The following is a 13441-nucleotide window of genomic DNA, read 5'->3' on the forward strand; positions in this document are numbered from 1 at the left end:
AACTTGGAACTTGGAGAGTGGCATCGCGGTCGAGGACGAATCCAAGACCGTCGAGCGGATTGTCTGGATACGACGGTTTTCTCCACTTACTCCGTTTGATCTCGTGGCGATCGCAATCAGCCTGTCGCTCGCGCTTTTCGCGCTATCTGAGGTCGTGGCTACGCCGAACGTTTCGTCCGTGGGGTCAAACCGTCTCGACGCAGAGACGACGCGCGATCCCGCCGATGCCGATTGTACCTACCTAAGCCACCGCACATTCGAGGGCTGTTAAACGAAAGCACCTAGGAAACCAACGCGGCCGTTCTGGAACGGAGCATGTCCATCAACTGATAAGCCAGACGCAGGAAAAATCTCTTTCGAGCCAAGCCAATTTGGCAAGGGCTTTGGAAGCGAAGCCATTTACGCCGCTGCAACATCCCTTCACCGTACTGCGCCTCCCACCTGCTTACGTGAAGCCTTTCGTCAAACGACAGAAGGATGATGCGGCCGACGCCGAGGCGATCGTTGAAGCCTCTACCCGCCCGTCAATGCGGTTCGTGGTGCCCAAGATAGAGAGCCAGCAGGCCTTGCTTTGATAACGCAGAAAATCGAGGACGCCGCCGGCCCCGAACTCATCGTCATAGAATCGGCTCGGCTGCATCTTGACCAGATTGAAGCGCTCTCCTTTCGAGCAAACGCTCTGAGAACTCAGCCCGGCTGATGTCCATGCCTGGCATTGGGCCGATCATCGCAATGGCGATTGAGGCCTTCGCTCCCACCATGACGACATTCAGGAAGGGGCGAGATTTTGCAGCCTGGCTCGACTTGGTCCCAAAACAGCATTCGAGCGGTGGAAAGCAGGTGCTCGGCCGAACGTCAAAGATGGGCAGCGCGACATCCGACCGCTTCTGATCATCGGTGCGATGACCGTAATCCGATGGGCATGCAGCAAAGACCCACCCGAGAACTCGTGGCTTGCACGGATGTAGGCGCGTGAGCCCCGCATGCTCGTCGCGATCTGGGCCATGATCATTAAAAACGAAAGTTACAGGGCCGGTGCTTGACATCGCGCAAAGCGAATCCTGATAGCCCGCGTGAAAAGTGGCACGAGATTGCCCTCAGCGAGACCCGTGACGACCCACAGCGAGTTGTCTCATTCTTCGGCGCGCAGATGGAAATGACCTCTAGCAGTTCCCGTCGATCGGGACGCAGTAGACCATCATGCGAAGTGCCCTCTCGCAGATTGCCGCGTTCGATCACCCCTCTCTTCCTCTGGAAACGCTGTGGTTGTAGGCAACAGCGCCGCCGGAGTGACGCGCATAAGGTTTGCGGACACATCGCATTTTAGATTGCATTCGTGCTCTAAATAGTACATAGATTTCGAACGAAATCTAAATGGGAGGTGACAATCCACGTAAGTCGCAGACAGCCCGCCCGACATTATCAAAACGCAGTTCAGCACCCAGAAAGAAGTGATTTCCATGAACAAGACCAATCTTGGCGTCGCCCTGGTGACTGGTGCATCCAGCGGCATCGGGTATGTAACGGCCGCAGCCTTGCAGGACGCGGGCTTCCGGGTGTTCGGAACCAGCCGCCGTCTCGAAGCCCAGAGGAGCGACGGCGTTTCCATGCTGACATGCGACGTGACCGATGATGCGTCCGTCGCGAAACTGGTTGATGACGTGCTCGCGGAGGCCGGGCGCATCGATCTTCTTGTCAATAATGCTGGCATGGGCCTGCTCGGTGGCGCGGAGGAGTCTTCAATGACCCAGGCTAAATCGCTGTTCGATGTGAACGTCTTCGGCGTTTTCCGCGTGACCAACGCGGTATTGCCGGCAATGCGACGCCAAGGGAAGGGCAGAATTGTAAATTTGAGCTCGGTACAGGGGTTCATCCCCGCTCCCTATTTTGCGCTCTACTCGTCGACTAAACATGCCATCGAGGGTTATTCCGAATCGCTCGATCACGAATTGCGCGCCTTCGGCATTCGTGTTTCGCTGGTGGAACCCGCCTATACCCGGACGTCATTCGAAGACAATCTCGTCAAGCCGGATCAGTTGCTTGATATATATGACGCTGCGCGCGCTGGCGTGAAGGTAGTCGTGCAGAAAGCGATGGAAAAAGGCGATACGCCCGACGTCGTGGCCGAGGCCATTTTGTCGGCTGCGACCGATCCCACTCCGAAGAGGCGGTATACGGCCGGAAAAATGGCACGCCAGGTCAATTTTCTGCGCCGTTTCGTCCCCGCATTCGCATTCGACAAGAGCCTGCGAAAGCAGCTCGGGCTGCCGGTCTGACGCCGACGACATCCTGTTCCACTCAATGTAGTAGGTGTTTTGGGCGTACCTCAGGCGATGGTTAGCGAAAGGACATCCCATGAAAATGGAAGCATCGACGCAGGGAACTTGGCGCCATTTTGGCGCACATCTGCTTGTGCCAGTCGCTGAACACCAAGGTCAGAATGACTATCAGTCTTCGCCTGGCCGGGCATCGTACCCCAAGAAACAGGGCGCTCGTCGGCGACGACTGCAATTGGCACAAGAGTTGTCGAGTTCGACTTGTGTAGCCGCCCGCGAATCCTTCACCGTGGGTAAAATCCACTCGCCTGATACCAATTTTGCATGAGCGTACCTCAGGTCTTGAGAGGGTACGAACCAGCGCCTCCCCGGCTTCAATTGCTTGAGATCCACATCACTCGATTTCCTCAAGATCTGTTCAGATCGTAGCGGTGCCGTTTTCAAGGGATACTCGCAAAGGTTAGTTCCACGCTCGGGGATTTCTGCATGATGAACCACTCGGCTTAGTCCGAAGCACCAATTCCAAGCTGGGCTCCCACGCGATAATTTTCCCAATATGGGAAATTGCTTGACGTTCGTCGCTTTTATGCTATTTCCCAATATGGGAAGCGAGATTGGAAATGCGAATTATCTCTCGGAAAGTGCTTGTAGATTTTACCACCAATCACCCGCAAGAAAAACCTTCCCTGGAGCACTGGGAGCGACTGACAAAGGCGGCGTCGTGGGCGTCCATTCAAGATATCACTTCTGTTTTCTCGAAGTCTAAGGGTCTCAACCATGAGCGAATCCGCTTTGAGGTGCAGGGCGGCAACTACCGCCTGATCGTCGCTTTCGACTTTGGCAGACAGGCCGCCTTCATTAAGTTTATTGGTACCCATGCTGAATATGACCGCATTGACGCCCTGACCGTATCTCAATTCTGAGGAGCCCTAGATGGATATTCAACCGATCCGAACCGAAGAAGACCACACAAATGCCCTCCATGAGATCGAAGCTCTTTGGGGAGCTGAAAATGGGTCACCTGAAGGCAACAAGCTCGATGTGCTAATTACACTTGTTGATCGTTACGAAGATGAGCATTATCCGATTGGGCCCTCACATCCGATTGACGTTATCAAACTCCATATGGAAATGACTGGTCGTAGTCAGGCTGATCTGGCCTCGCTTATCGGCTCAACTTCCCGCGCTTCCGAGGTGCTCAAGAAGCGCCGGGCTCTCACCCTGGATATGGTGCACAAGCTCAACGAGGGTTGGGGCATTCCTGCGGAATACCTCATCATTCCCTATGAGCTTGAGCGTTTGCGCACCCACCGACCTCGCCTTGCATCGAAGACTGGGCGACGCACCACCAATCCAGTCATAAAGAGGGCGTAACATCTCCTTCCAAGACGTGATCGGCTGACGAACTGCCCGCGGAAAGAGATTATCAAAAGATCAGAGGGATGCTGGAACGACCCCTTGTACGCCTTGAACAGCATCGAACCGTGAGCTTCTCAAACTCCTTTGCACTAAACTATTGAAAAATCTCAGCGTAGGCGTTTGTGCCAATTTTCCGGCTTGATGTGGAAACGAAGTGTAGTCGCTTCGAAGATGGCCGCGCAGGGAATGAGGGTGCGCGCGAAGTCGTTCAACACATCACTGACGGCCATCTGGTGTCGCTGCTCGAAGACCGGTTGCCGCCGTTTCCGGGGTATTACCTATATTTCCCGACCCGGCGACAGAATCTGCCGGCATTTCGAACCATCGCATAGGCTGTTGATTATCGCGTAGATCTGAACCATTTTTCATTTCTCGGTGACCCACGGAGATTTTCAAAAAATTGTTTGCCGACATTTCGTTACCGCGGATTTTGTTGGCCAACCCAAAATGGAAAAATGGGTCAAATCCTGCTGCAACTCGACAGTTCCGAACATCCTTCTGATCTCGGGAACGTCTTCGCGCGCCGATCTTCGCGAAAACCTTGCTGCGGCAAACGTACGACTATCGACCGATGACCTTTCCGACCCGAACCTGATCGGCACGCGCTCTTAATAGCACGGACGAGCCGACCAAGGGTGTTGCTAAACTCCGGCGGACCGCACGCACCATGAGGCCGCCGGGCCTTGAATGCGCTAAACCCTGAGCTCGATGAAGGTCGCCACGATACAAGACCTCACGCCCTGAGCCTTGCGGCATCCCTGGATGGCGGGAGTCCAAACTGGCGTGCATATTCTCGGCTGAACTGATTCGGGCTCTCGTAACCGACGTGGAAAGCAATGGACGTCGCGTTCCCCTCGCCGCCGATCAAAAGCGATCGGGCATGCAGAAGGCGAACGTGTTTCTGGTATTGCAGTGGGCTCAACGCCGTCACGGCCTTGAAGTGTCTGTGAAATGCAGAGACACTCAATGCTGCCATATCTGCCAGCGCATCGACACGGAGCGGTTTGGCGAAGTTTTCGCGTATCCATTGTATGGCAACGCCGATCCGTGAAATCGTCGCGTCGGGCGTCGCGATGTCGCGCAGCATCCAGCCGAGCGGTCCCTGCAGAACGCGGAACAGTATTTCCCGCTCGTACGCAGGCGCAAGCGCTGCGATTTCGTTGGGTCGATCCATCAAACGTAGCATGCGAACCCAGGCATCCAGCAGTTCTGATGTTACCGGCGCCACCGCAAAACCGGGACTGTAGATCTCCCCGCCGGAAGGCCTGGGCAAATCCGCCAGCAGGTTTGCGACGGTCGCGGGTTCCAGCGAAAGGCTGATCGCGAGATAGGGCTCTCCATCTGTGGACGGATGCACCGATCCAACCGCCGGCAGATCGACCGACATCACGAAATAGGTCGCAGGATCGTAGCGAAAGGTCATGTCGCCTATCGCCATCGTCTTCGATCCTGCCAGGATCAGGTTGATCATCGGCTCGTAGACGGAGGCAAGCTTGTGCTGCGGAATTTCGCCCTGCACCATCGCGACACGCGGGATACCCGTCTCGGTGGGGCGGCTTTCCGCCTTCGCAGCCAGTTGCCGAAGTTCTGTGAGCTGCGCTTCCATGAATTGCGTTCTTCCACAAAGGCTCGACGTAATCAACAGCAAAGCAGGAATAGGCAAGCTTCGAAGAGAATCGTGAGAGCGTCGCATTGGCTTGGCGCGTATCCCTTGGTCATCGAAACATCGACACCATGGAGAACCCAAATGAAGATCGTCATCATCACCGGCGGCAGCAGAGGCCTCGGGGCCAGCACCGCAATTCAATGTGCCAAGCGCGGTATGGGCGTCATCCTGACCTACTACAGCAATCCGGAGGCAGCCTCCGAAGTGATCGCTGCAATCGAAGTCGAGGGCGGCAGGGCTGTCGCGCTGAAACTCGATGCCGGCGACAGTTCGACGTTTCCGGCGTTCGAGGCCACAATCCGTGAGACCCTGGGAACCGTGTGGGGCCGAACGGATTTCGACTATCTGGTCAACAATGCCGGCTACGGCCTCTACAAGCCCATCGAAGCTGTGACCGAACAGGAATTCGACGGCCTGTTTAAAGTGCATCTCAAGGGGCCTTTCTTCCTGACACGGGCGCTCCTACCTCTGATGGCGGACGGCGGGCACATCATCAATGTTGCCAGCAGCACAAGCCGGGTCGCAACCGCAGGCGTCGCTCCATACGCCTCCTTCAAGGGCGGGCTTGAAGTTCTGACGCGCTACATGGCCAAGGAATTTGGCGATCGTCGCATCAGGGCCAATTCCATTGCCCCCGGCGCCATCCGCACCGAGCTTGGCGGTGGTCTCAACGACGAATTCGAAGCCATGCTAGCCGGCCAGACAGCACTCGGCCGCGTCGGCGAGCCCGACGATATAGGCTGCATGGTGGCCAGCCTACTGTCCGATGACAATCGCTGGATCAATGCACAGAATATCGAAGTCACCGGAGGTTACGTCATATGAAACAGAGCTGTGAGCGACCACGGTCGCACTACCTCTTTCCGAACAATAATCCGGATATTTCTCCGTCCAAAAAAGTTGGCGACTTTTGAGTTAGCGACATGACAGAACACTCTAATATGCGCACGACAATCGGCGCGTTGATTGCGGCAACCAATGCATTCGACATTGAAGCCGCTCTAGCCTTGTTTGCGTCCGATGCCATTATCGACGATGTCTCCGTGGGCGACAGCTTCATCGGGCATGCGGGCGTTCGTGACTACCTGGAGCGTTTTTTCGTCGGCTATCATACGGCAACCCGTCTCCTATCGGTTGACATCTCCAGTAAAACCCAGGCGCGGGTGCGTGTCGATTTCACCGGCGACTTCGGCCATGAGATCGGACTGCTTGAGATCTTAGCTAATGTAGGTGCACTGATCATCCGCGTCGACGCTGATCTCGAATAGGCTGAGATGATATGCGAACCGGGCGCGGCTCGCATATCAGCCATATTGGAGCGGTAGCTCACGCGATTCTGCCTCGGAATAGAATTGGTGCAGGGATCGAATTTGAACGTTTTGCATCTAAGCGGCAGCGATCGAACATAGCTTGATTGGTCCAGCATGCCGCATAAGCACAACGCCGCCCGTCGACACCGTATCAGCAAGATGAAATTCAAAGTGACGAACTGGCAGGAGTACGAGGCGGGCCTTCGTCGTCGTGGCAGTTTGACCCTTTGGGTAACACTGGAAGCGCTTAGCGGCTGGGCTGCGCCCCGGCGCAAGACAAGAGGCGGTCAGCCGCGGTCCCGCGCAAAACGTCCTGAGTTTGCGCCAGGTCAAACCAGCTCGCCAACGCAGCAGTTGAGCCGTTCTTGATCGATGTTGCCACAATGCCTTGGTGTTGCCAACGACCGACGACGGAGCAGCGGCCAATTGCGACGCAACCGATGAAACCAAGACCGACCCCAACCAGCCCATGGAAGAGTTGCGCCGCGTTCGCGCGGATGGATATGCGGTCATCGACTAGCAATTGGAGATCGAGCTGTGCTCCATCGCCGAGCCGGTGCAAAACGACCGTGATCTTACCGTGATCTTACGGTCGCCGCCATCAACATAGGCGCGCCGGCGGCCCATGTCCCGGCCGCGAAATTGGCGGAAGCCCATCTGCCGCTGCGTCTGGAAACAGAGGGTGCTCTTCGCGAGATTTTGTATTGACCCTTCAAGATGTCGAAGATGAGCTCACGGTTTTCCGGGCGACCGACGCCGCCTCGCGGATTGTCTGTATCAAGATCGACAGAGGCAGAGAAGGCGTGGAGTCGGTGCGCATTGTGATGCCGACTGGTCCTCGCGTTTCGCTTGCGTCGATTGGTAGCATCGCCAGAAGCCCACTCTCGATATCTCTTGCGACGACACCGGCTGAAATAATCCAGATCGCATCACTCATCCTCACAAATGCCCGCCCGAACGCGTCTGAAACGGTTTCGATCTGGCTCGGCAAGGTGGCCACACCATTGGCGATCAGGAAATCTTCCACGAAGGGCCTGATGATCGAGGATCGTGTCGGCATCAGGATTGTGAAATCACCAAGATTGGCGAAGGGCGATTCCGTCGCGTCCAGCAAAGGGTGACCCGCCCGTACAGCGAAAACCACTTGCTCGGAATAGAGATGCTCGAAGGAAAATCCCGTCATCTTGTCGGCACCGGCAAGACGTCCGACGACAAGATCGAGATCCCCGACACGTAGCTGCTCTAGCAGCACCGCATTTTCACCGGTGACGATCTTGAGCCGGCTCCAGGTTCCCTCTTTCAGAAAGAGTTGCATCGCCTGCGGCATGATGTGCGTGGACACGGTTGGGAGGGCTCCGATCCGTATCGATGGCGCTTCGCCCGTCCGCTCCCGCGACACCGAGTCGAGGCCCTGGCGAAGAGAGGTCAGCGTCGCGCCGGCATGCTTCAGGAAGACCTCTCCGTACCGGGTTATCTTGATGCCACGTCCGTCTCGCTCGAACACGGCGACGCCCAGAACCTCTTCCAGTTCACGGATCGTCTTCGTCACGGCAGGCTGGCTGACATGCAGCAGTTCAGCGGCCTTGCCCACGCTCTTTTGGCGCGCAACCTCGACGAAAGTTTGCAGGTGACGAAATTTGACGCGATTGTCGATCATGATTTTCATAACCTGCGAGTTATCGAATTCGCGTAAATTATCATTTTACCTAACCATATTAAACATTCATATCTGGCCGAAGGAGACTTCAATGCAATTTGCTCGTGTGAACGGCATCACGATCCATTACCAGATCATCGGTGGTCCGGCTGACAGGCCGGTCATTGTATTTGCCAATTCTCTTGGCACGGATTTTCGCATTTGGCGTGACGTGATCGTTCGGCTCGCCGGCGACTTTGCAATCGTGGTCTATGACAAGCGCGGCCACGGCCTGTCCGATGTCGGGGGCTTGCCCTGCAGCATCGAGGATCATGCAGCCGATCTTGCCGGGCTGCTCGACATGCTCGCCATTCGGGCCGCATTTATCTGCGGGCTCTCGGTCGGGGGACTGATTGCGCTGTCGCTTTATCAGCAGCGGCCGGATCTGGTTCAGGGCCTTATTCTCTGTGACACGGCCCACAGGATCGGCACAGCCAACACGTGGAATGCCCGAATCGCCGCCATTGAACAAAACGGGCTTGCCAGTATCGTGGATGCGGTCATGGAACGCTGGTTTACGCCAGCGTTTCGCAGGCCAGAAAATGCCACCTATGCCGGCTACTGCAATATGCTGGCCCGGCAGCCGGTCGAAGGCTATGTCGCAACCTGTTCTGCGATCCGCGATGCGGACTATACCGAAGCTGCGGCAAGGATTGCGGTTCCTGCGATCTGCATCGTTGGCGATCAGGATAGCTCGACGCCCCCGGATCTGGTGCGCTCGACGGCGAAGCTCATTCCGAATGCGCGGTTTGAAATTATCAGCGATTGCGGTCATCTTCCCTGCATCGAACAGCCGCAAGCGCTGTGCGACGTCATCCGTGCCTTCATCGATCTTGCCCTGCATGGAGAAAAGAGCCATGAGTGAAACGCAGTCAGCACGCCATCGCCAGGGCATGGCGACGCGCCGCGCCGTGCTTGGAGACAGCCATGTCGATCGCGCAGAGGCTGCTTCGACGGAATTTGACCGGCCGTTTCAGGAGCTGATCACGGAGGCGGCCTGGGGGCATGTCTGGTCACGGCCGGCATTGAGCATGCGCGAACGGTCGATCGTGACGATTGCGTTGCTTGCAGCACTCGGTCAGGATGATGAGGTCGCCATGCATGTGCGCGCCACAGCCAACACCGGCGCCTCGCGCGAGGATGTCCGCGAAGCGCTTCTACACGTGGCGATCTATGCCGGCGTTCCCGCCGCCAATCACGCCATCAAGATCGCCAAGCGTATTTTCGAACACATGGATGCCGGTCAAGCCGCCGGAACAGAGGTGTAGGATGTCCGAAATTCCAAACCGCGGGCCCGAGACAGGCGCCTTCTTCGCGCGAGACCGCGCCTGGCATGCCCCGGCGCTGACACCGGGCTACAAGACATCCGTGCTGCGCTCACCCCGGCGCGCACTGCTTTCGCTGGACGGCACGATTTCCGAAATCACCGGGCCTGTGTTTGGCCACTCGATGATCGGCGAGCTCGATAATGATCTGATCCACAATTTCGCAAGGCCGGGTGAAAGTGCGATTGGCGAACGCATCATTGTGCACGGCCGAGTACTGGATGAGCGCGGCCGACCGGTGCCCGGCGCCCTGCTCGAATTCTGGCAGGCCAATGCCGGCGGACGCTACCGGCACAAGAAAGAGACCTATCTTGCCGCCATCGACCCCAACTTCGGCGGTTGCGGGCGTGCGATTGCCGACGAGGAAGGGCAGTACGCTTTCCGGACGATCAAGCCCGGCCCCTACCCCTGGCCGAACGGCGTCAACGACTGGCGCCCCGCACACATCCACTTTTCCGTCTTCGGCCACGGTTTTGGACAGCGGTTGATCACACAGATGTATTTCGAGGGCGATCCGATGATCTGGAAATGCCCCATCGTCAACACCATCCCGGATCGTGCCGCCGTCGAACAACTGATCGCGCCGCTCGACTGGGGCAATACGATCCCGATGGACGCACGGGCCTACAAATTCGATATCATCCTGCGCGGCCGCCGCTCGACCTTGTTTGAAAACCGGCTGGAGGGAAACTGATGGTCCAGGCGCTTCATAGGCTCAAGGAAACCCCGTCACAGACAGCCGGGCCCTATGTCCATATCGGCCTGACCCCGAACTTCTGCGATATCGGCGGCGTCTACGACTGCGACCTGGGGACTTCCATGATCAACGATAGGACGCTCGGCGAGCGGATCACCGTCAGCGGTCGCATTTTCGATGGCGCCGAAGCGCTGGTGCGCGATGCTCTGGTCGAGATCTGGCAGGCCGACGGCGCGGGGCTCTACAACAGCCCTTCGGAAATACGGGGAGCCGCCGATCCGAATTTCACCGGTTGGGGCCGTTGCCCAACCAGTTCCGATGACGGCCTCTACCGTTTCGAGACGGTAAAACCCGGCAAAGTCCCAAACAAGGACGGGCGCGAAATGGCGCCACACCTCACGTTCTGGATCGTCGCACGCGGCATCAATTTCGGGCTGCATACGCGCATGTACTTTCCCGAAGAGACAGAAGCCAATTCTGCCGATCCACTGCTCTTGCGGATCGAAGATCGCACGCGTGTCGAGACCATGATCGCTGCCCGCCAGGGCGCGGTTTACACCTTCAACATTCATCTTCAGGGCGACAAGGAAACGGTCTTCCTTGATATATAGACGATGAGCATCTCCGCATTTGATCATCCCTTTCTATCCGGCCTGGTCGGCGACGAGGAGATTGCCGCCTGCTTGTCGGCTGAGGCCGATATCAGCGCCATGTTGGCATTCGAGACGGCGCTGGCCCGGGCAGAGGCGAGCCGGAACATGGTTCCAGCCAATGCGGCGCAACGCATTGCAGAGGGCTGTTCCATGTTCGTGGCCGATGTCGCAAGGCTAAAGGCCTCCACTGCGACCGATGGCGTCGTCGTTCCGGAACTCGTCAGGCAGCTTCGCACGGTCATCGGCGGTGACGCTGCTCAATACGTCCATTTCGGAGCGACGAGCCAGGATGTCATCGATACCAGCCTGATGATCCGGCTGAAGACCGTGCTGTTTCTTTTTGCAGACCGCCTTTCAGGGATCATATCCCGTCTTGACGATCTGGAGGCAAGGTTCGGCGCACGGCAACTGATGGGGCATACCCGCATGCAGGCGGCAATCCCTATTGTCGTATCCGACCGGCTGCGAAGCTGGCGTCATCCTCTCGCGCAATATCGCGAAAGGTTGGTCGAACAGAATTTCCCGGTTCAATTCGGTGGAGCCGCGGGCACGCTCGACAAGCTGGGTGCGGAGGCAGGAGCCGTGCGAGCGCTGCTTGCGCAGGAACTGGGTCTCACTGCCGAGCGACAATGGCAGAGCCAGCGCGGCTTGATTGCCGATATTGGCAATCTACTCTCACTCATCACCGGTGCTGCGGGAAAAATGGGGCAGGATATTGCCTTGCTTGCCCAGATGGGTGGTGAGATCGAGCTTTCCGGCGGCGGCTCGTCTTCCGCCATGGCGCACAAGCAAAATCCGGTTGCCGCTGAAGCGCTCGTCGCTCTGGCACGCTTTAACGGCGTGCAACTGTCCGGGCTGCATCAGGCCCTGGTCCACGAGCAGGAGCGATCAGGTGCTGCCTGGACGCTCGAGTGGCTCATCCTTCCCGAAATGGTGATGGCAACCGCCTCGTCGCTCAAACTTTGCTATGAATTGGCCGCAAGTGTTAAGAGCTTGGGGACCTAATGCCATAGACGGCCGTCACCATGAAGCGGCGAGCGGTATGGCAAGGATAGCAGCGCCGATATCAATCGAGGTGCGACATTGCGATCTCCTGACTGTGATAGTCTTCGAAGACTATCCATCAACGCCAAACACAGCAGTGAAAGCAAAGATGCCTTTGCTCCACCCTCGAGTGGCACCACTTTGCGTTTTCGAGCCATCACCGGCGGGGGCTGAATTAGATGCTCACCCAAAGTAAAATTGAGACGCCGTGCCAATAGGGCGGGGCACGGCACCTCTTGGAATCCGTTCTGTTTCCGTCGAGACGCTCGTTTGCAAGCCATCTGCAAGTGCTAGGTGCATAGTCAAACCAAGTACCCCGTTAAGGCCAATCAGCATAGCCGGATGACAATGCATTGTTTTCCGACTTCGCGACAGCGCGCGCCGCCTGTCGATATCTCTGAGGCGACAACCCGGTCTTCTTGGAAAAGAACTGGCTGAAATAGGTCGGCTCACGAAAACCCAGCGCGTCCGATATTTCCTGCACGGTCCGCTCGGAACGTTCCAGCCTCAATTTCGCTTCCTGAACGACGCGCTGATGAAGCAACTGGATCGGTGACCGGGACAGTTCGCGCTGACACACGGCATGCAACCGATCGGTCGTCACGCCCAGTTCACGGGCATAATCGCTGATCGGTCTGTGCTGCAGAAACCAGCCTTCGACGAGCTGACGATATCGCTGCAGGATCGGACCGCGCTGGCCACGCCCGGCAACCTCCGCCTGACGCCCGTCGATGCGCCAGACGCACATGAGGATCAGCCTGAGATAGGCGGACACGACCATCCAGGAGGCACGTGCCGGATCGCCGAGTTCCCCGACGAAGCCGGACATGAGCGGCATGATTTCGTGGGCAAACTGTTGATTGAGATCGCTTATGACTCGCGGCTGCTCGACCAGAATGCGCAGCGAATAGGATTCTGCCCGATCCCCGATCGCGTCAACGACGAGATGCGGCGATGCGCCGATCAGCATGCCGTGACCACCTGCCGCGATATTGATCAGATATCGTTTCTGTAGCGGCAACGAGGCCAGGCAGGGTGCCCGCATCTGCCTTTCGTCGTCGCCATCGGTTCGAAGGGTCGCGCTTCCTGCGGTCAACAGGAAGAAATGATGGAAATCCGCATATATCCCTTTTTGAAACTGGATCGTTCGCTGCGAGAGAGCGGGATCGCGGCGCTCTCCGCGCGCATGATGAAAAATCCCTGCCTCGGACTGCATCCGACTTCCTCCAAAAACATCCCCACATTTCCACATCTGACTTTAGACCAGATAATTATAATATTTAGCCAGAAAAACATATTCTTTCTCCGCTCAGGCCGCGTACGATCTCCCTACCAGCCTTTGGGAGGAGGCAGAT

Annotated in this window: 15 protein-coding genes and 3 pseudogenes; 15 read left to right on the forward strand and 3 right to left on the reverse strand. The window is 57.2% G+C overall.

Annotation, left to right across the window (positions count from 1 at the left end; translation table 11 throughout):
* From AB4Z52_RS32665 to AB4Z52_RS32690, 6 genes and pseudogenes are all read left to right on the forward strand, one after another.
* The coding region (locus tag AB4Z52_RS32665; protein ID WP_442222008.1) for a hypothetical protein at positions 1-271 on the forward strand (271 nt) is incomplete at its 5' end.
* 163 nt (positions 272-434) lie between these two features.
* Positions 435-1043, forward strand: a pseudogene (locus AB4Z52_RS32670) (transposase); the annotation flags it as partial.
* 417 nt (positions 1044-1460) lie between these two features.
* Positions 1461-2276 carry an oxidoreductase gene (locus AB4Z52_RS32675; RefSeq protein WP_442222009.1) on the forward strand — a complete coding sequence of 272 codons (816 nt, stop codon included), beginning with the start codon at positions 1461-1463 and terminating at the stop codon, positions 2274-2276.
* Between the two features lie 620 nt (positions 2277-2896).
* Positions 2897-3199 carry a type II toxin-antitoxin system HigB family toxin gene (locus tag AB4Z52_RS32680; protein WP_442222040.1) on the forward strand — a complete coding sequence of 101 codons (303 nt, stop codon included), beginning with the start codon at positions 2897-2899 and terminating at the stop codon, positions 3197-3199.
* Positions 3200-3209: 10 nt separating this feature from the next.
* Positions 3210-3650 carry a helix-turn-helix domain-containing protein gene (locus AB4Z52_RS32685; RefSeq protein WP_442222010.1) on the forward strand — a complete coding sequence of 147 codons (441 nt, stop codon included), beginning with the start codon at positions 3210-3212 and terminating at the stop codon, positions 3648-3650.
* Between the two features lie 492 nt (positions 3651-4142).
* Complete coding sequence (locus AB4Z52_RS32690; protein WP_442222011.1) at positions 4143-4307, forward strand: hypothetical protein; 165 nt, start codon at positions 4143-4145, stop codon at positions 4305-4307.
* 121 nt (positions 4308-4428) lie between these two features.
* Here AB4Z52_RS32690 and AB4Z52_RS32695 read toward each other — a convergent pair whose 3' ends face one another.
* Positions 4429-5301 (reverse strand): AraC family transcriptional regulator N-terminal domain-containing protein, encoded by an 873-nt coding sequence (locus AB4Z52_RS32695; RefSeq protein WP_442222012.1) that lies wholly within the window; start codon positions 5299-5301, stop codon positions 4429-4431.
* A 141-nt stretch (positions 5302-5442) separates the two neighbouring features.
* Between AB4Z52_RS32695 and AB4Z52_RS32700 the strand changes: the two genes are divergently transcribed.
* The 4 genes and pseudogenes from AB4Z52_RS32700 to AB4Z52_RS32715 form a co-directional block, all read left to right on the forward strand.
* Positions 5443-6186, forward strand: coding sequence for an SDR family NAD(P)-dependent oxidoreductase (locus tag AB4Z52_RS32700; protein WP_442222013.1), 744 nt, complete (start codon positions 5443-5445; stop codon positions 6184-6186).
* Between the two features lie 116 nt (positions 6187-6302).
* Positions 6303-6629 carry a nuclear transport factor 2 family protein gene (locus AB4Z52_RS32705; protein WP_442222014.1) on the forward strand — a complete coding sequence of 109 codons (327 nt, stop codon included), beginning with the start codon at positions 6303-6305 and terminating at the stop codon, positions 6627-6629.
* A gap of 156 nt (positions 6630-6785) precedes the next feature.
* Positions 6786-6968 (forward strand): annotated as a pseudogene (locus AB4Z52_RS32710) (IS5/IS1182 family transposase); the annotation flags it as partial.
* 139 nt (positions 6969-7107) lie between these two features.
* Positions 7108-7379: pseudogene (locus AB4Z52_RS32715) on the forward strand (IclR family transcriptional regulator domain-containing protein); the annotation flags it as partial.
* 4 nt (positions 7380-7383) lie between these two features.
* Here the strand turns inward: AB4Z52_RS32715 and pcaQ are convergent.
* On the reverse strand, positions 7384-8328 hold the full coding sequence (gene pcaQ / locus AB4Z52_RS32720) for a pca operon transcription factor PcaQ (RefSeq protein ID WP_442222015.1): 945 nt from the start codon (positions 8326-8328) through the stop codon (positions 7384-7386).
* Positions 8329-8419: 91 nt separating this feature from the next.
* Here pcaQ and pcaD point away from each other — a divergent pair, with 91 nt between their 5' ends.
* The 5 genes from pcaD to AB4Z52_RS32745 are packed head-to-tail and all read left to right on the forward strand — an operon-like array spanning position 8420 to position 12047.
* Entirely contained in the window at positions 8420-9232 is an 813-nt protein-coding gene (gene pcaD, locus AB4Z52_RS32725; RefSeq protein ID WP_442222016.1) for a 3-oxoadipate enol-lactonase, read from the forward strand.
* Positions 9225-9635 (forward strand): 4-carboxymuconolactone decarboxylase, encoded by a 411-nt coding sequence (pcaC, locus tag AB4Z52_RS32730; protein WP_442222017.1) that lies wholly within the window; start codon positions 9225-9227, stop codon positions 9633-9635. The genes pcaD and pcaC overlap by 8 nt, the downstream gene beginning before the upstream one ends.
* Before the next feature lies 1 nt (position 9636).
* On the forward strand, positions 9637-10386 hold the full coding sequence (pcaH, locus tag AB4Z52_RS32735; protein ID WP_442222018.1) for a protocatechuate 3,4-dioxygenase subunit beta: 750 nt from the start codon (positions 9637-9639) through the stop codon (positions 10384-10386).
* The gene (pcaG, locus tag AB4Z52_RS32740; protein ID WP_442222019.1) at positions 10386-11000 is read left to right on the forward strand and encodes a protocatechuate 3,4-dioxygenase subunit alpha; all 615 of its coding nucleotides are present in this window, start codon (positions 10386-10388) and stop codon (positions 10998-11000) included. Before pcaH ends, pcaG begins: the two co-directional genes overlap by 1 nt.
* Before the next feature lie 3 nt (positions 11001-11003).
* Positions 11004-12047: a 3-carboxy-cis,cis-muconate cycloisomerase gene (locus AB4Z52_RS32745; protein ID WP_442222020.1), complete on the forward strand. Its 1044-nt coding sequence runs from the start codon at positions 11004-11006 to the stop codon at positions 12045-12047.
* 358 nt (positions 12048-12405) lie between these two features.
* Here AB4Z52_RS32745 and AB4Z52_RS32750 read toward each other — a convergent pair whose 3' ends face one another.
* Entirely contained in the window at positions 12406-13302 is an 897-nt protein-coding gene (locus AB4Z52_RS32750) for an AraC family transcriptional regulator (RefSeq protein ID WP_442222021.1), read from the reverse strand.
* Positions 13303-13441: the final 139 nt, after the last annotated feature.

Origin of the sequence: Rhizobium sp. 2YAF20, from assembly GCF_052114685.1 — a bacterium.
Taxonomy (GTDB): domain Bacteria; phylum Pseudomonadota; class Alphaproteobacteria; order Rhizobiales; family Rhizobiaceae; genus Rhizobium.